Source organism: Brachybacterium sp. SW0106-09 (assembly GCF_001293905.1).
Taxonomy (GTDB): Bacteria; Actinomycetota; Actinomycetes; order Actinomycetales; family Dermabacteraceae; genus Brachybacterium; species Brachybacterium conglomeratum.
Genome location: NZ_BCAK01000018.1, coordinates 22,349 through 39,223 on the forward strand (window position 1 = coordinate 22,349; position 16,875 = coordinate 39,223).

At 72.7% G+C, this 16,875-nt stretch carries 15 protein-coding genes; 5 read left to right on the forward strand and 10 right to left on the reverse strand.

Features of this window, described 5'->3' with window-relative positions; genetic code table 11:
- Positions 1-13 precede the first annotated feature (13 nt).
- The 8 genes from Y09_RS09225 to Y09_RS09260 all read right to left on the reverse strand — a co-directional run bounded on the left by Y09_RS09225 (position 14) and on the right by Y09_RS09260 (position 10,128).
- Positions 14-526, reverse strand: coding sequence for a hypothetical protein (locus Y09_RS09225; protein WP_010551303.1), 513 nt, complete (start codon positions 524-526; stop codon positions 14-16).
- Positions 527-554: 28 nt separating this feature from the next.
- A complete protein-coding gene (gene valS / locus Y09_RS09230) occupies positions 555-3,230 on the reverse strand; it encodes a valine--tRNA ligase (protein WP_053917452.1) in 2,676 nt (891 codons plus the stop codon).
- A gap of 128 nt (positions 3,231-3,358) precedes the next feature.
- Positions 3,359-4,678, reverse strand: a complete 1,320-nt coding sequence (locus tag Y09_RS09235; RefSeq protein WP_053917453.1) for a hypothetical protein — start codon at positions 4,676-4,678, stop codon at positions 3,359-3,361.
- 44 nt (positions 4,679-4,722) lie between these two features.
- Positions 4,723-5,808, reverse strand: coding sequence for a lipoate protein ligase C-terminal domain-containing protein (locus Y09_RS09240; RefSeq protein ID WP_053917454.1), 1,086 nt, complete (start codon positions 5,806-5,808; stop codon positions 4,723-4,725).
- Positions 5,809-5,928: 120 nt separating this feature from the next.
- Positions 5,929-7,224 (reverse strand): hypothetical protein, encoded by a 1,296-nt coding sequence (locus Y09_RS09245; protein ID WP_053917455.1) that lies wholly within the window; start codon positions 7,222-7,224, stop codon positions 5,929-5,931.
- Positions 7,225-7,425: 201 nt separating this feature from the next.
- On the reverse strand, positions 7,426-8,478 hold the full coding sequence (locus Y09_RS09250; RefSeq protein WP_148639598.1) for an ATP-binding cassette domain-containing protein: 1,053 nt from the start codon (positions 8,476-8,478) through the stop codon (positions 7,426-7,428).
- Entirely contained in the window at positions 8,475-9,314 is an 840-nt protein-coding gene (locus Y09_RS09255) for an ABC transporter permease (protein ID WP_234695686.1), read from the reverse strand. The genes Y09_RS09250 and Y09_RS09255 overlap by 4 nt, the downstream gene beginning before the upstream one ends.
- A gap of 19 nt (positions 9,315-9,333) precedes the next feature.
- Positions 9,334-10,128, reverse strand: coding sequence for an ABC-2 family transporter protein (locus Y09_RS09260; protein ID WP_053917456.1), 795 nt, complete (start codon positions 10,126-10,128; stop codon positions 9,334-9,336).
- 182 nt (positions 10,129-10,310) lie between these two features.
- Between Y09_RS09260 and Y09_RS09265 the strand changes: the two genes are divergently transcribed.
- The 5 genes from Y09_RS09265 (at position 10,311) to Y09_RS09285 (ending at position 15,986) form a co-directional block, all read left to right on the forward strand.
- Complete coding sequence (locus Y09_RS09265) at positions 10,311-11,621, forward strand: dicarboxylate/amino acid:cation symporter (protein ID WP_053917457.1); 1,311 nt, start codon at positions 10,311-10,313, stop codon at positions 11,619-11,621.
- Positions 11,622-11,764: 143 nt separating this feature from the next.
- Positions 11,765-12,544 (forward strand): SDR family oxidoreductase, encoded by a 780-nt coding sequence (locus tag Y09_RS09270; RefSeq protein ID WP_053917458.1) that lies wholly within the window; start codon positions 11,765-11,767, stop codon positions 12,542-12,544.
- Complete coding sequence (locus Y09_RS09275) at positions 12,544-14,442, forward strand: ABC transporter ATP-binding protein (RefSeq protein WP_053917459.1); 1,899 nt, start codon at positions 12,544-12,546, stop codon at positions 14,440-14,442. Before Y09_RS09270 ends, Y09_RS09275 begins: the two co-directional genes overlap by 1 nt.
- 26 nt (positions 14,443-14,468) lie before the next feature.
- Entirely contained in the window at positions 14,469-15,470 is a 1,002-nt protein-coding gene (locus Y09_RS09280; RefSeq protein ID WP_200716785.1) for an alpha/beta hydrolase, read from the forward strand.
- Between the two features lie 240 nt (positions 15,471-15,710).
- Positions 15,711-15,986: a hypothetical protein gene (locus Y09_RS09285; RefSeq protein ID WP_234695687.1), complete on the forward strand. Its 276-nt coding sequence runs from the start codon at positions 15,711-15,713 to the stop codon at positions 15,984-15,986.
- A 22-nt stretch (positions 15,987-16,008) separates the two neighbouring features.
- On the opposite strand, the gene Y09_RS09290 is transcribed toward Y09_RS09285, so the two are convergent.
- On the reverse strand, positions 16,009-16,281 hold the full coding sequence (locus Y09_RS09290) for a 2Fe-2S iron-sulfur cluster binding domain-containing protein (RefSeq protein WP_053917460.1): 273 nt from the start codon (positions 16,279-16,281) through the stop codon (positions 16,009-16,011).
- Positions 16,282-16,371: 90 nt separating this feature from the next.
- Entirely contained in the window at positions 16,372-16,632 is a 261-nt protein-coding gene (locus Y09_RS09295) for a hypothetical protein (protein WP_053917461.1), read from the reverse strand.
- Between the last annotated feature and the right edge of the window lie 243 nt (positions 16,633-16,875).

Here is a 16,875-nt window from a genome sequence, read left to right on the forward strand (position 1 = left end):
CAGCGGCGGCGGGTCAGCGTCGTCCCGGCGTCCGTCCCTGCTGAGGGCCCCGGGCCAGCGCCCACCACCGGGCATGCGAGGCGACGAGGTCGCTCGCCGCCTCCCGGTAGGCGCCGTCCGCGCTGTTGCCGCCCTCTCCCGAGGACATGGCCAGCGCGCCGATCACCTGCACCCTGCCGTCGCGGCGATGCAGCGCGACGGCGCGGGGACCCCGGCGCCCCGAGGGCACCTCGACGTGGGCGACCTCCGAGAACAGGACGACGCTCGGGGCCCCGAGCACCCCGTACCAGGTCACCCGGTCCGGTCCGACGAGCACGCGGCGCCGCGCCCCGACCAGCGCCATCACCGCCCCGGCGAGGCCGAACACCGGCAGGCCGAGCAGCATCCCGAGCAGGGCGGGGCTGCGCGTGAGGGACCAGCCGAGCACCGGCACCGCGCCGAAGAGCAGGACCGCGACCACGACGAGGGCCACGCCCATCCACAGGAACATCCGGTTGACCCCGGAGCGGTACGTGCGGATCTGCATGGCCCGCGCTCCTCCCGCGTCCGGTCGTTCAGGCCTTGCTGCGCGGCTGCTTGACCGGCGGCTCGCCCAGCTCGACGTCGCGGGTGGTGATCTCCTCGCCCGCCCCGGCGACCAGCTCGAGCTTCTCGATCCGGCCGAGCGCCGTGAGGTCCGCCGCGGCGGCCTCGAGGTGCGCGAGCGCCGCCTCGGGAGCCTCGACGGTCACGGCGAGGATCGGGGTCTTCTGGGAGACCTTCGCGTCGGACTTGATGCGGCGCACCACGATCGCGGCCTGGGCGACGGAGTCCACGAGCGCGGAGTCCTGGCCCTGGGCGGCCTCGCGCAGCGGCGCGGACTCCGGCCAGGGCTGGGTGTGCACGGAGCCGCCGCGCCACCACGACCAGACCTCCTCGGTCGCGAACACGATCACCGGCGCGAACAGGCGCAGCAGCACCTCGAGCGCGATCGCGAGCGCCGCCCGCGCGGAGGCGGCACCGGCCTCGCCGGCCGGGGAGTTGCCGTGGGCGCGCTCCTTGACCAGCTCGATGTAGTCGTCGCAGAACGCCCAGAAGAACGGCTCGACGGCCTCGAGGGCACGGGCGTAGTCCATGTGCTCGTTCGCGGTGGTGGCCTGGTCGACCACGTCCGCGAGCTGCGCGAGCAGCGCCCGGTCCAGCGGATCGGTGACCGCCGCCGGATCCGCGGCGAGACGGCCCGACGGGTCCGCGGGAGCCTCGCCGAAGCCGAGCGCGAACTTCGAGGCGTTGAGGATCTTGATCGCGAGGCGTCGGCCGATCTTCATCTGCCCCTCGTCGAAGGCGGTGTCCACGCCCTGACGCGCACGGCCCGCCCAGTAGCGCACGCCGTCGGAGCCGTGCTGCTGCAGCAGGCCGATCGGGGTGACCACGTTGCCCTTGGACTTCGACATCTTCTTGCGGTCGGGGTCCAGGATCCAGCCGTTGATCGAGGCGTGCTTCCACGGCAGCGCGTCCTGCTGCAGGTGGGAGCGCACGACCGTGGAGAACAGCCAGGTGCGGATGATGTCGTGGCCCTGCGGGCGCAGGTCCATGGGGAAGATCTTGGAGAACAGCCCGTCCTCCCCGTCGTCCGAATTCCAGCCGCCCGCGAGCTGCGGGGACAGGGACGAGGTCGCCCAGGTGTCGAGGATGTCGGGGTCGGCGACGAAACCGCCGGCCTGGCCCCGCTGCTCCTCGGTGAAGCCGGCCGGCACGTCGATCGTCGGATCGATCGGGAGCTCGTCGACGGACGGGGTGAGCACCGTGTCGTAGTCGGTCTCGCCGTCCTCGCCCACGCCGTACCAGACCGGGAAGGGCACGCCGTAGAAGCGCTGGCGGGAGATCAGCCAGTCGCCGGCCAGGCCCTCCACCCAGTTGCGGTAGCGGGACTCCATGTAGGCGGGGTGCCAGGTGAGCTCCTTGCCGCGGGCGATGAGCTCGTCGCGCAGCCCGCCCTCGGAGGAGTCGCGGCCGCCGTTGGTGAGGTACCACTGGCGGCTGGTGACGAACTCGAGCGGCTTGTCGCCGTTCTCGTAGAACTTCACCGGGTGGGAGATCTTCTTCGGCTCGCCGACGAGGTCGCCGGACTCGGTGACCATCTCGACCACGCGCTTCTGCGCGCTGAACACGGTCAGCCCCGCGAGCTCGGCGTAGGCGGCCTGGCCCTCGTCGGTGGAGATCCACGGCGCCTCGGGCAGGAAGCGGCCGTCGCGGCCGACGACGGAGCGGGTGGGCAGCTCCAGCTCGCGCCACCAGATCACGTCGGTGGAGTCGCCGAAGGTGCAGATCATCGCGATGCCGGCGCCCTTGTCCGCCTGGGCCAGCGGGTGCGCCTTCACGGGCACCTCCACCCCGAACAGGGGAGAGGTGACGGTGGTGCCGAACAGGTCCTGGTAGCGCTCGTCGTCGGGGTGGGCGACCAGGGCCACGCAGGCAGGGAGCAGCTCGGGGCGGGTGGTCTCGATGAAGACCTTCTCGCCGTCGGGGCGGGTGAAGCCGATGCGGTGGTAGGCGCCCTCGCGGTCGCGGTCCTCCTGCTCCGCCTGCGCGACGGCGGTGCGATAGGTGACGTCCCACATGGTGGGGGCCTCGGACTGGTACGCCTGCCCGGCCTCGAGGTTCTCGAGGAAGGCGCGCTGCGAGGTGGCGCGGGAGTGGGCGTCGATCGTCTGGTAGCTGTGGTTCCAGTCCACCGACAGACCCAGGGTGCGGAAGACCTCCTCGAAGGACTTCTCGTCCATCGTGGTCAGCTTCTCGCACAGCTCGATGAAGTTGCGGCGGGAGATCGGTACCTGGTTCGCAGCCTTGGAGGACTTGTTCGAGCCGCCCTCCATCGGGGGCGTGAAGTCCGGGTCGTAGGGCAGCGAGGGATCGCAGCGCACCCCGTAGTAGTTCTGGGCGCGGCGCTCGGTGGGCAGGCCGTTGTCGTCCCAGCCCAGCGGGTAGAAGCAGTTCTTGCCGCGCATGCGCTGGTAGCGCACGATCATGTCGGCCTGCGAGTAGCCGAACACGTGACCGATGTGCAGCGAGCCCGACGCCGTGGGCGGCGGGGTGTCGACGCTGAACACCTGGTCACGGGTGGTGTCCTCATCGAAGGCGTAGAGCTGCTGCTCGCTCCATACGCCGTCCCACTTCTCCTCGAGGCCCTCGAGGGAGGGGCGATCGGGGATCGAGGTCTGGGCGTCAGGGCGCGATGCGGTGTCGGTCATGGGGTCATTGTTCCAGGTCTGCGCCCCCGTGCAACGCAGGCGTCAGCAGTGTGAGCGCTCTCGCGCATGCCCGGGACGGCGGCCGGTCGGAACCTGCTCGTCCGTCAGCACTCCCTCGACGGACGCCGTCACTCCGCTGCGCGGGCCTGGAGGAAGGACCCGGCGGCGATCACCGCGTTGACGACGGTGGCGACGACGGCGACGCACAGGAAGATCCAGTCCCCGGCGGTGGCCGTCGGCTGATCCACGATGGCGCCGTCAGTCGCGACGACCAACGTCTTCGTCGCGGCCCACAGGGCGCTCAGCAGCGAGAGCGAGGCGCAGAGTGCCCCATAGGCGCGCAGGACCCAGCGGGGCGCGAGCGGCGGCAGGCCGCGACCGGTCACGAGGCCGCGGAGGAAGCGTCCGAGCCCGGCCGGCTCGAGCAGCTCGAGCGGCACCGGCGGGTCGTCCCAAGGCGCCGCCGCTGTACCGTCCACCCCCGGATCCAGCACGGCGATCGCGTCGGACGGCAGATCGAGGAGGTCGACGAGTTCTGCGAGCGGGTCGCGATCCCGGGTGTCAGCACGCATCAGCGAGCGCAGGCGCGGACGATGCTCTGGCGCATCAGGGGCGAGCACGAGCAGCTCCTCGGCGAAGGCGTCGCGCACCGACAGCTCGGCGCTGACGATGTCGGTCCATCCGGTGCCCCAGGAGTGCGCGGCGTACAGGTTCTCTCCGCGGTGCAGCTCGAACCCGGCTGCGCCGTTCTCGCCGCGCCACAGCAGCAGCGCCCGCTTCTTCCGCGAGCGCAGCCCCTGTGCAGCGATGAAGCGCCCGACGGCATCCGCCAGCTGGGGGCCGAGATCAGGATTCTCGAGCATCAGCAGGCCGGACCAGCCATCCCCGAGGTCGGCCAGCGCGATGTCTCCCAGCCCGGTCGCGGCGATCTGACCGGTCAGGCGCGTCGCGGCGGGCGTGGTCCGGGAGAGCACGAGTGCGCGTACAGGATGCGGGGGCGAGGGCGCGGGGAGGCCGGTGAGCGTGGCGAGCCGGTCGACGAAGCTGTCCGGCTCCCTGCGCTGGGCGAGCAGCTCTCGCAGTGCCGACCGGATCTCGTCCGGTGCCCCGAGCGCGGCGGCGAGCTCACGCGCTGCCCCGTCCTCGTCGGCCAGACTCTCGCCGTCACCGACCTCGACGATGCCGTCGGCATCGTCGACGCACTTCTCGTCCTCGTCCACGGCCCACGACCAGGAGCGGGTCACCCCGTCACGCCGGACGCCGAGAGCGATCTCCACCTCGCCCGCTTCGTCCACCAGGATCGCGGTCCTGATCTCCTCGATGAGATCCGGATCCTCGAACCAGGCGACGGTCCAGCCCGTCGCGGATTCGGGGCCGACGGAGGCGTCGTCGTCGCCTGCGAGCAGGTCGAGCACCGTCGAGCGCGGGGCGAGGAGGTAGCTGAGCACGGCTCATCGTAGGGTCTCGCGGGATCGCTCGCGCCTACTTCGCCTCACGGCACCCGCGCGGTCCACTCCTCGGTGCCGAACTTGGTCTCCACCAGCTCGCCCGCCTTCGCGAGCTCGTCCTCGGTGTAGCTCGAGTCGACGGTGTCGTAGCGGGCGCGGAAGAACTCGAGGAACCCGCCGATGATCTGCTCGCGCGCGAGACCCGTCTGGGAGCGCATCGGGTCCACGCGCTTGTTCGCGCTGCGGGTGCCCTTGTCGGAGAGCTTCTCGCGGCCGATCCTCAGCACCTCGCCCATCCTGTCCGCGTCGATGTCGTAGCTCATCGTCACGTGGTGCAGCAGCACGCCGCCGGCGAAGCGGCGCTGGGCGGCGCCGCCGATCTTGCCCTGCTCGGAGGCGATGTCGTTCAGCGGAACGTAGTGGGCCCTCACTCCGATCTCCGCGAGGGCGCCCATCACCCAGTCGTCGAGATACGCGTAGGCCTGCTCGAAGCTCAGCCCCTCCACCAGCGAGGTCGGCACCACGAGGGAGTAGGTGATGCAGTTGCCCTGCTCCATGAACATCGCGCCGCCGCCGGTGATGCGGCGCACCACCCCGATGTCGTGCTTCGCGGCGCCCTCGGTGTCGATCTCGTTGCGCAGCGACTGGTAGGAGCCGATCACCACCAGCGAGGAGTCCCAGTCCCAGATCCTGAGGTGGGGGCGGCGCCGCCCGGCGATGACCTCCTTCGGCAGCACCTCGTCGAGCGCCACGTGCATCACCGGGGGAAGGACGACGGGCGGGATCACGTCGAAGGTGAGGTCGTCCCAGCTCGAGGCGTGCCCGAGCGCGCGCCGCACGGCGATCGCGACCGCCTCGGCGTCGAAGCCGATCATCTCCACCGGCTCGGGGAGGGCGGCGAGGCGGTCGGTGATCGCGGCGCCGAGCTCGGCGGCGGTCGCATCGGTGGGCATGCCCTCGAGCGCTGCGTTCAGCTCCTCGAGCGCGTCGTCGGGCTCGAGGAAGAAGTCGCCGAACACGTGCGCGGAGGCGATCCGGCCGTCCTGGGCGGTGACGTCGACGGCGACGAGCTTGCCGCCGCGGACCTTGTACTCGCCGTGCGTCACCGGGGTCTCGCTCGAAGCATCCATGACCCCATCCTCGCGCATCCGAGCACCCCGCGGCGGGGCCGACGGGTCATGCCGGGCCGGCCGGCCACGCGGAACCGGCGTGCCGACGGGGCACGGGGCTGACGAGCACGGGCCGCGAGATCACGGGATCGTCAGCGAGCGCAGCGCCCGGTGGACCTCCCAGACGAAGTCCGCGGTGGACTGGCTCTTGCGGGGCGCCACCGCATAGGTCTCCTCCGGACGGTCCGCCGTCGCCTCGCGCGTCACCTTCGGGATCAGATGGGTCCAGTCCCGCTCGCCGCCCACCCAGATCCGGTAGGTGGTCCCGGTCTCGTCGCCGCGATGGAGCAGGCGCAGCCCCATCGTGGTCGCGGTCAGCGCCGGCTGGCGCCGGGCGGGCGCGAGATCGAAGCCGCGATCCCGCAGCAGCATCGGGTTCAGCACCGCCCACAGCAGCAGACGCGCCCCCTCCACCTCCGGGGAGGCGGGGGCGCCGATCAGCTCCGGCGTCGCGGGCAGCGCGCCCTCGTCGGTGCGCCAGGCCGTGCGCCGGGCGAGGGACTCCAGGCGCTCCGCGGCCTCGGCCCTCTCCTCGTCGGTGCGCGGCAGGCCGATGCCCAGCGGCACCGGCTCGTGGCCGGCGCGCTGGAGGTGCACGGGCGTGCCCTGCTCGACCTCGCCGAACTCGAGGCCGGTGCGGTGCAGGCGCACCCCCGCCTGGAGGTGCGCGTCGGTCTGGCCGCGCCGGGTCGAGAAGTGCGGGCTGGTGCCCAGCAGGTCGCGGGAGGCGCGGTGCATGACGTCGAGGTGGCCGCGGAACTCCCGGGCGACCGACTTCTTGGTCAGCAGCCGCTTCGCCTCCACCGGGTACTGCACGATGGGCCGGCCCGAGTTCTCGCCGATCTCCCCGATCGTCTCCCACAGCGCCTGATGGCCGGGGTCGGCCTTCGACATCCGCCGGGCGAGGGAGCGCCAGCTCGTGGCCTGCACCCGCTCGGGCAGCTGCTCCTCGCCGCCGACGAGGTCGCTGCGGCGCGAGACCGCCAGCAGCAGGTGGTGCGTCGAGGTGCCGAGCGCGGCCAGGTGCTTCTCGAGCTGGGTGGTGCGCAGCAGCCCCTCCGTGCTCACCACGATGCCGAGGCGGGCGCCGTCGTCGGACTCGGGGGAGGACGGGAGGATCTCGGCGACCAGGTCGGGGGAATGGCGGTGCAGGCGCGGCGCGGCGACGATGCTGCCGGTGGCGCGCTCGGTCCGGAGCACGGTGCGCAGGAACGCACGGCGGCTGCGCGGGGCCATCAGCACGAACTCGAGCATGTGGCGGAGGATCGCGTCGGCGCGCACGGGCCGTTCGGTGCGCTCGGCGCTCTCCGGGGCGTTGACCGTGCGCTCGACGGCGTAGGTGAGCATCTGTCCGACGGTGGCGTAGGAGCGGGCCATGGTCCTCCTTCTCTCGCGCCGTGCCCTGCCGCGGCGGGGACTGCCGGGCGGGAGACGGGATCTCTCAGTATCCCCCGGGGACCAGTGTGCATCAGCGCAGGTCGCGGCGCACGGTGTGTCCCCGCATGAACGAAGGGGCGCGCCCGGTGCGGCGTCGGCCGGGCCGGTCCGGGGAGGATGGCGCCGGCGAGTCCGCCGTCGTCAGCCCGGACGGTCCCCGGCGTTGATGCGCCGCACGAGGTCCTCGACGGCCGGCTCGGTGAGGGAGAGGTCCTGCACCTCGGCCTGGGCGCCGATCCGGGTCAGCAGCGCCGGCACGGTCAGCTCCGCCCCGGAGAACGCGATCCGGTGACGGATCCCCTCCGCCTCGATCGCGAGGGTCCTCGCCCCCTCGGGCAGCGCGAGCGCCTCGAGACGCGGCGCGGCGAGGTCGAGCACGAGCTCGCGCGGCGAGCCGAGCCGCTCCCGGAAGCCGGCGAGCGCGCCGTCGTAGGCGACCTGCCCGGAGGCGACCACCACGATCCGGTCGCACAGCCGCTCGACGTCGCCCATGTCGTGGGTGGTGAGGAACAGGGTGGTGCCGCGCTCGGCCCGGTCCTCGCGCAGGAAGCGCCGCAGCCCCTCCTTGGAGACCATGTCCAGCCCGATCGTCGGCTCGTCCAGCACCACCAGCTGCGGGGAGTGCAGCAGCGCCGCGGCGACCTCCCCGCGCATCCGCTGGCCGAGCGACAGCTGACGCACCGGACGGTCCAGGAACGCGGCGAGGTCCAGCCCCTCCACGAGCCGGTCCAGGCGCGCGGCGAGAGCCCGATCGGTCAGGCGGTGCATCGCGCCGAGGATCCGGTAGCTGTCCCACAGCGGCAGGTCCCACCACAGCTGCGAGCGCTGCCCGAACACCACCCCGATCTCGCGGGCGAGACGCCGACGCTCCGGCACCGGGTCGCGCCCCAGCACCCGCACGCAGCCCGCCGTGGGCTGCAGGATGCCGGTGATCATCTTGATGGTGGTGGACTTCCCGGCGCCGTTCGCGCCGACGAAGCCGACGGCCTCTCCGCGCTCGATGCGCAGCGAGATCTCGTCGACCGCCCGCACCCGCTGCCGCAGGCGCCGGCGGGAGCCCGGGGCGGCGGCGCGCACGACGTAGTCACGACGCAGCTGCGCGAGCTCGAGCGCGGGGGAGGACTCGACGTCGGGGCTGCGGGCGGCCGACGGGTCCGACGGGGTCGGGAGGGACGGGACGGGGTGAGAGGTCATCCACCTGCTCCTGTGTAGCGACGGACCCCCGCGCGCCAGAGGATCAGGGCGATGGTCCAGGCGAGGAGCGCCACGGGCAGGCCGACCCAGCCCGCCCAGGACGGGACCAGGGCGGGGCCGGGCAGACCCAGCAGCGCGAGGGCGGGGGCGTAGGCGATCAGGGTCGCCGGGATCACGAAGGTGAAGAAGGCCCGCATCGGCAGGGCGAAGACGGCGCCGGGGGTGGTGGCGACGTAGTTGCCGCCGTAGGTGAAGGCATTGGCGAACTCGCGCCCGTCCACCAGCCAGAACTGCAGCGCCCCGGCCATCGTGAACAGCGCTCCGAAGATGAGCGCCCCGGCGAACGGGGCCAGCACCGCGAGCAGCAGCAGCGCCGGGGTCGGTGAGAAGCCCGCGATGGCCAGCGCGGTCACGTACATCCCGAGCCCCACCGCGATCCTCCCGATGCGTCGCAGCGAGAGGTCCAGGCTCGAGATCTGCAGCAGCAGCGGCACCGGGCGGATCAGCAGCGTCTCCAGGCGCCCGGAGCGGATCTGCGCCGAGAGCCCGTCGATCTCCCCGAAGAACATGTCTCCGATCCCGAAGGCGAGCGCGCCGAGCCCGTAGACCACCGCGACCTGCGAGAGCGTCATCCCGCCGAGGACGCCGACCTGGGAGAGGATCACCCACAGCTCGAGGAACTCGGTGCCCACGATCAGCACCTGGCCGAGCACGTCGGCGAGGAAGCTGGTGCGGAAGGTCGCCTGCGAGCGCAGGCGCGAGCCGTAGAGGGTCGCGACCATGCGCGCGGTCGAGACGGGGCGGTCCTGCGCCCCCGTTCGGCTCCCTGCGCTCACGGCGCCCGGGCTCTCCTGCTCAGCCACCCTGCACCTCCAGGCTCCGGGTGCCGGCGCGCAGCATCGCCCAGGCCGCGAGCGCCAGCACCGCCGTCCAGCCGATCTGCACGCCGATCAGTCCGAGCGCCTCGGCGGGCGGGACGCGGCCCGAGAGGGTGTCGATCGGGGTCTGGATCATCGAGGGGAACGGGGTCGCCCGAGCGATCGCCAGCAGCCAGTCCGGGAACCACACGATCGGGATGAGGAAGCCCGAGAGCAGGTTCATCGTCGCGTTGTAGACGACGGTCAGCCCGCGGGTCTCCACCAGCCAGAAGGCGGCGAGGTTCACCATCATGTCGGCGAGGAAGGCGACCGTGATCGCGAGCAGCAGCGAGAGGGCGCCGAGCAGGTAGGACAGCGGATGCTCGGGCAGGGCGAGCCCGGTCACCAGGGCGCCCACCACCAGCGGAGGGATGCCGCGGGCCAGCAGCAGGAACGCCGCGCGGCCGAGCTTCTGCGCGTAGTGGAGGCTGAGCAGATCCACGGGGCGCAGAAGGTCCACCGCGATGTCGCCCTGGTGGACCCGCTGGGACACCTCCCGGGTCCCGAAGGCCTCGATCGGGGCGAGCAGCGCCTGGCCCAGCCATACATAGGTCGCCGCCTGCAGCATCGTGTACCCGCCGAGCTCGCCGCCCGCCGTGCCGATCGCGGCGAACATGATCGAGGCGCGGATGAACCCGAAGATCGTGTTGGTGAAGATGCCCGCGGCGGTCGCCATCCGGTAGGTGGAGTACTGGCGGAAGGCGGCAGCGGCGATCCGTCCGTGAGCAGGCACTCGATCAACCTTAGTGCGCTGTGGGGCGTGCCACAAGACAGAGGCGGCTGCTGCACGGGCCTGCACCTCGGCCCCGTCGGCGCCTCCGGCGCTCGGACGGTCCTCCCTGCAGTGGAGCGCCCGCGGGCGTCGGCCGTCTACTCTGTCCCGGTCCCCGTCCCTCCTCAGCGAACCGGACCCTCATGAACTCGAATCTCGACAGCGCTGTCGACTCCGCCGCGGAGGATCCCGCGGCGGCGCGCGGCGCCGCTGACTCCGCCGCGGGCACCCCCTCCGCGGCTCCTCGTCGTCCCTGCTTCGGCCTCCTGCCCCGGATCCTCGTCGCGATCGTGCTCGCGATCGGTCTGGGCCTGGTGATGCCCGAGTCGATCGCCCGCGTCTTCACGACCTTCAACGGGATCTTCTCCGGCTTCCTCGGCTTCCTCATCCCGCTGATCATCGTGGGCCTGGTGACCCCGGCGATCGCGGAGCTCGGCCGCGGCGCGGGGAAGATGCTCGCCGCCACCACCGGCATCGCCTATCTCTCCACGGTGCTGTGCGGGCTGTTCGCTCTCGGGATCTCCCTGGTGCTGCTGCCGCGGATGCTGGACGGCGCGAGCATCGGCACGCTCGAGAACCCCGAGGACTCGGCGATCACGGCCTACTTCGACATCGAGATCCCGCCGGTGTTCGACGTGATGACGGCGCTGGTGCTCTCCTTCTGCCTCGGCATCGGGCTGACCCTCGTGAAGAAGGGCGCCCTGCAGGAGTCCTTCGAGCAGCTGCGCACGATCATCGTGCGGATCATCGAGGCGATCATCGTGCCGCTGCTGCCGCTGTACATCTTCGGCATGTTCCTGGGCCTGACCATGAACGGCCAGATCTGGACCGTCATCGGCACCTTCCTCGCCGTGATCCTGCTGGTCTTCGCGATGACCGTGGTGGTGCTGCTGGCCCAGTACGGCGTCGCAGGCCTCGCGATGGGGAGTAACCCGCTGCGGATGCTGGGCCGGATGCTCCCGGCCTACATGACGGCGCTGGGCACCAGCTCCTCGGCCGCGACCATCCCCGTCACCGTCGAGTGCACCAAGCGCAACGGCATCCCCGATGCGATCGCCGACTTCGTGATCCCGCTGGGCGCCACGATCCACCTCGCCGGCTCCACCCTGAAGATCACCACCTTCGCCGTCGCGATCATGATCGTCACCGGCATGGAGCTGAACGTCCCGGCGCTGCTGGGCTTCGTGTTCATGCTCGGCATCGTGATGATCGCCGCGCCCGGCGTGCCCGGCGGCGCGATCATGGCCGCCGCCGGCGTGCTCTCCTCGATCCTCGGATTCGACGAGGCGGCCGTGGGCCTGATGATCGCCGCCTACATCGCGATCGACTCCTTCGGCACCGCCACCAACGTCACCGGCGACGGCGCGATCGCCGCGGTCATGGCCCGGCTCTCGAAGGGCCGGATCGAGGGCGACCTCGCCGCCGGTCAGCACGAGCAGGTCCACGGGGTCTGAGGCCCCGCATCCCTCGGGAGCGGCCGACGGCATCGCCGTCGGCCGCTCCCGTCGTCCGGGCGCGTCCGTCCTCCGGTCGGCCGTCCCGGACGCCGACGGGAAGGCCGTGCCCGCGCCGCCCGCGCCGACGTAGGCTCGGCACCATGACTGCTCACAGCCCTGCCGATGCCCCTCTGACCGCTGTCGTCACCGGTGCCTCCTCCGGCATCGGCCGCGCCACCGCCGCCCGCCTGGTCGCCGACGGCTGGCGGGTCCTGGCCGTCGCCCGGCGCGAGGAGCGCCTGGCCGAGCTCGCCGCCGAGACCGGCTGCGAGATCCTCGGCGTGGACGTCACCTCCGACGAGTCGGTCGCCGCGCTCGTCGCCCGCGTCGAGGAGCTCTTCGACGGGAGCCTGAACGCCGTCGTCCATGTCGCCGGCGGCGCCCTCGGCGTCGAGACCGCCGCCGAGGCCGACCTCGAGAAGTGGCAGCGGATGTACGACATCAACGTGCTCGGCGCCGTCCGCGTCACCCGCGCGCTGCTGCCCGCGGTGCGGGCGAGCGGCCGCGGCGACCTCCTCTTCGTCACCTCCGTGGCCGGGCACGAGGCCTACCCCGGCGGCTCCGGCTACAACGCCGCCAAGGCCGGCGAGCACATGCTCGCCGCCGCCCTGCGGCTCGAGCTGAACGGCGAGAAGGTGCGCGTCATCGAGGTCGCCCCCGGCATGGTCCGCACCGAGGAGTTCTCCCTCGTCCGCCTCGGCGACCAGGACGCGGCCGACGCCGTCTACGACGGGGTCGAGCAGCCCCTGACCGCGGAGGACTGCGCCGACGTCGTCTCCTACGCCCTGAACGCCCCGCACCATGTGAACCTCGACCTGGTCACCGTGCGCCCCCTCGCCCAGGCCGCGGCCCACCGGGTGGCCCGCCACCAGGGACTCTGATGGCCTACGGCGGGATGCCCGGCGGCGGCATGGGCGGTGGCATGGGAGGCGGCGGCGACCTGAAGCTCGCCCCCGGGCAGAAGCCCGATGTGCGCCGGGTGCTGGGCCTGTTCCGCCCCTACCGCGGCACCCTCGCCGCCGTGCTCTCGCTGATCGTCCTCGCCGCGGCCGCCGGGGTGGTCTCCCCGTTCCTGATCCGCGAGATCGTCGACGTGGCCCTGCCCGAGCAGCGCGCCGACGTGCTCGCCTGGTCCGTCGGCGGGCTCATCGCCGTCACGGTCGTCGCGAGCGCCCTCGGCGTCACCCAGTCGATGCTCTCGGCCCGCGTGGGCCAGTCGGTGATGCACGACCTGCGCGTGGCGGTCTACTCCCACCTGCAGCGGATGGGGCTGGGATTCTTCACCCGCACCCGCACCGGCGAGATCCAGTCGCGGATCTTCTCCGACATCGGGTCGATGCAGTCCGTGGTCACCTCCGTGATGACCCAGATCGTCTCCTCCGGCGCCGGGGTCGCGATGGCGCTGGTCGCCATGATCGCGATGGACTGGCGGCTCACGCTGTTCTCGCTGATCGCCCTGCCCTTCGCGGTCTGGATGAACCGGCGCGTGGGCCGGCGCCGCCGCACCATCGTCCGCACCCGGCAGGAGAAGGCCGCGGACCTCTCCGCCGGGATCCAGGAGTCCCTGTCCGTCTCCGGGATCCTGCTCGGGGTGACGATGGGACGCACCGAGACGCTCAGCAGCGCCTTCGCCGACGACTCCCGCGAGCTCGCAGACCTCGAGGTCCGCTCCCAGATGGCCGGGCGCTGGCAGATGGCCGTGTTCACCACGATCATGGCGCTCTTCCCGGCGCTGACCTACTTCCTGGGCGGGCACCTGCTGTTCGCCGACCCCGACGGCAGCGGCATCACCATCGGCACCCTCGTCGCCTTCATCGCCCTGCAGTCCTCCCTGTTCCCGCAGATCAACGGCCTGCTGCGGGTCGCGACCCAGGTCAACGGCTCCCTCGCCCTGTTCACGCGGGTCTTCGAGTATCTCGACGCCCCGATCCTCATCGCCGACGCCGACGGCGCGATCGCCCTGGACCCCGCCCGGGTGCGCGGCGAGATCCGCTTCGAGGACGTCACCTTCGCCTATCCCGGCGCCGAGGAGCCGGCGCTCGCGCACCTTGACCTCGTGGTCCCGGCCGGGAAGCACACGGCCCTCGTCGGCGCGACCGGATCGGGCAAGACCACCACCGGCTATCTCATGGCGAGGCTCTACGAGCCGACCGACGGCCGGATCACCCTGGACGGCCACGACCTGCGGGAGATCACGCTGTCCTCTCTCGCCGCGAGCATCGGCGTGGTCACCCAGGAGACCTACCTCCTGCACGCCACCATCGCCGAGAACCTGCGCTTCGCCCGCCCGGACGCCTCCGACGCGGAGCTCGTCGCCGCCTGCCGCATCGCCCAGATCCACGACCACATCGCCGCCCTCCCGGACGGCTACGCGACGGTCGTGGGCGAGCGGGGCTACCGCTTCTCCGGCGGGGAGAAGCAGCGCCTCGCGCTCGCACGCACGATCCTCCGCGACCCGCCGGTGCTGCTGCTGGACGAGGCGACCTCGGCCCTCGACGTCGCCACGGAGCGGGCGATGTCCGGGGCGCTCGACGCGGTCGCGCGGGGACGCACCACCGTCTCGATCGCCCACCGCCTCTCCACCGTCCGCCACGCCGACCAGATCGTCGTGATGGAGCGGGGGAGGATCGTCGAGCGCGGCACCTACGAGGAGCTGCTCGCGCGCGGCGGCGTGTTCGCGGACCTCGCCCGGCAGGACGCCCGGGAGGATCAGCAGGACGCCCGACGCGACGACGAGCCGAGCCCGGGACCCGCCGGTCCCGACCCCGGCGCCCGCTGAGCGCGGACGCCCCGAGAGGAGACGCCATGACCGGAGAGCACGTGCGCAGGGACGGGGCGTCGCCGGACCCCTGGCCTCGCAGCGACGATCCCGAGCAGGCGGTGGACCCCGCCGCCGTGCACCAGGACATGGCACCCTATGCCGGCTTCCTCTCCGCCCCGCGCCGCGCGCGCATGGTCGAGCCCGAGGCGGACCTGTGGCCGTGGCGGGGCCCGGACGCTGTCCGACGCCTGCGGGCGCGGCGTCCGGACTCGCCCGTGCGGGTGCTCGCCGTGCACGGTGCGGGCGCGCACGCCGCCGCGCTGTGGCCGGTGGCCTCGCAGCTCGCCGAGCGCGGGATCGACGTGCTCGCACCCGACCTCCCCGGCTACGGCCGCTCCCCGGTGCACGACCGGCGCACCCTGCGCTACCAGGACTGGATCAGGATGCTGGGCGACCTCGTCGAGGAGGAGGACGACGGGCGGCCGCTGCTCCTGCTCGGCGGCAGCCTCGGCGGGCTGCTGGCCGTGGAGGTCGCCGCTCGGCACGAGGGCCTCGTCGGCGCCGTCGCCGCGACCTGCCTGCTGGACCCCTCCGCTCCGGAGGCCCGCTCCCGCATGACCCGCTGGGGCGGCGCGGGCACCGCCGCGATGAGGATGCTTCCGCTGGTGCGCGGAGCGGTCGCGCGCCGGGCGCTGCCCGTCTCCCGCCTCGCGGACCTCTCGGGGATGGGGCGGGATCCCGCGCTCGGGACGCTCTGCGCCGAGGACCCCCGCGGCGGCGGGGCGCGGATGTCGCTCGGCTTCTGGCGCTCCTACCTCGAGCACCCGCACGAGGCGGCACGCCGGGTCCCCGTGCCGGTGACGCTCCTGCAGCCCGAGCACGACGCCTGGACCCCGCTCGCGCTCAGCACCCGCACGCTCGGTGCCCTCCCCGGACCGACCGACACCGTGATCCTGCGCGAGGGCGGGCACTTCCCGGTGGAGGATCCGGCGCTGGACGACCTGGTCACCGCGCTGGAGCGGATGATCGCTCGCCACGCGGGCTGAGCGCGCAGGCGCACCGACGAGGACCGGTGCGCGCAGGCCGCACCGACGAGGAGCAGCGCGGGGCACCGCCGCCGTGCCTGACCGTCGCGGGCGCGCCTACGACCAAAGGCGGAGGCGGGAGTCCTCCCTGCGCGGGATGTGCGCGCCGTGCGGACCGGGGGAGGATCGTGCCATCGGGCGGCGCAGCACGCGCCGCACCCGCACCAGGGCACGGCACGACCAGGGGAAGAGGGCCATCGCATGACCACGATGCTCCCGGAGGACGCAATGGGGCGGCAGCGCGCTGTGACGGGTCGGAAGGCGATGTCTGGCCAGGACCCCGCGACCGGACAGGGCGGCAAGCCCGTCTCGGGACGGCCCGCGCTGTTCGTGACGATGCTGGCGCTCGCCGCCCTCGGCGTGCTCGTGCTGCTCGTGGCCGGGCCCGTGCTGCCGATGCCGCTGGCGGTGCTCGGCGCCGCGGCGCTCATGGGCGTCGTCGGCCTCGCCTGGTGGGTGGCCGGCCCGCGCCTGTGAGGCAGCGGGCGGCCTGGACGTCTCAGACGTCGATCTCGATCTCACCCTCGCCGCGCGAGACGCAGGTGATCATCTGGCTGTCCTGCTCGTCGTCCATGAGGAACTCGTCCATGTGCTCGACCTGTCCGGAGACCAGCGGCACCACGCAGGTTCCGCACACCCCGCCTTCGCAGGAGTAGTCCATCGGGATGCCGGCGTCGAGCAGCGCCTGGAGCAGGGACTGGCCCTCCCCGACCTCGACCGTGACCCCCGACTTCAGGCACTTGGCGGTGAAGGGCTCTCCGAACAGCGACATCCTCGCTCCTTCTGCGTCGACCGCGCCGAGCGGCGCGCGGTTCCATGGAAGGACCAGTGTTCCACGACTGTCACCGTCGAAGGAGGTGACTCACGCCTCCTCGGAGGCGGCGGACGCGGCGGCGTCGGTGCCGTCGGCGTCCTCCTCGTCCTGCGAGCGCGTCGTCTGGAGCGCGGCCGCGGCCGCGACCGGGGCGGAGACCACCACGCGCGGCGGCACGGCGGCCGCGGAGGCGGCGGTCGAGGGGCTCAGCACGAGCGCGGACGGGCCGAAGGTCAGCACCAGCAGCGCCGCCGCCGAGAGGGTCGATGCGCCCAGGCGCGATCGTCGGTGAGGGATGTCGTCGTCCATGTCGTCTCCTTCGTCCACGGCGTCCCCGGTGGGGCCGCCGTGATCATGAGACCCCGCCCACCTGGCAGGCGGCTGAGGATCCCGACCGCATGCGCTGGGACCCGGGAGCGACGGAGCCCGCGAGCCGCAGAGCCCCTCGGACCCGGTGCGGCTGTTCCTCGCGTCTCTTCCCCCGGGGCGGTCGTGACCGCGCGGGCGAGCCCGCGTACACTGCACGCCATCGGCATCGACCCGGCCATCACC

Bases quoted from the DNA above. Each gene is read 5' to 3' on its own strand.
- Y09_RS09250 (WP_148639598.1), bottom strand. From the start codon at position 8,478: ATGACCTCTCACCCCGTCCCGTCCCTCCCGACCCCGTCGGACCCGTCG.
- Y09_RS09270 (WP_053917458.1), top strand. From the start codon at position 11,765: ATGACTGCTCACAGCCCTGCCGATGCCCCTCTGACCGCTGTCGTCACC.
- Y09_RS09225 (WP_010551303.1), bottom strand. From the start codon at position 526: ATGCAGATCCGCACGTACCGCTCCGGGGTCAACCGGATGTTCCTGTGG.
- Y09_RS09265 (WP_053917457.1), top strand. From the start codon at position 10,311: ATGAACTCGAATCTCGACAGCGCTGTCGACTCCGCCGCGGAGGATCCC.
- Y09_RS09285 (WP_234695687.1), top strand. From the start codon at position 15,711: ATGACCACGATGCTCCCGGAGGACGCAATGGGGCGGCAGCGCGCTGTG.
- Y09_RS09240 (WP_053917454.1), bottom strand. From the start codon at position 5,808: ATGGATGCTTCGAGCGAGACCCCGGTGACGCACGGCGAGTACAAGGTC.
- Y09_RS09280 (WP_200716785.1), top strand. From the start codon at position 14,469: ATGACCGGAGAGCACGTGCGCAGGGACGGGGCGTCGCCGGACCCCTGG.
- Y09_RS09290 (WP_053917460.1), bottom strand. From the start codon at position 16,281: ATGTCGCTGTTCGGAGAGCCCTTCACCGCCAAGTGCCTGAAGTCGGGG.
- valS (WP_053917452.1), bottom strand. From the start codon at position 3,230: ATGACCGACACCGCATCGCGCCCTGACGCCCAGACCTCGATCCCCGAT.
- Y09_RS09245 (WP_053917455.1), bottom strand. From the start codon at position 7,224: ATGGCCCGCTCCTACGCCACCGTCGGACAGATGCTCACCTACGCCGTC.
- Y09_RS09275 (WP_053917459.1), top strand. From the start codon at position 12,544: ATGGCCTACGGCGGGATGCCCGGCGGCGGCATGGGCGGTGGCATGGGA.
- Y09_RS09295 (WP_053917461.1), bottom strand. From the start codon at position 16,632: ATGGACGACGACATCCCTCACCGACGATCGCGCCTGGGCGCATCGACC.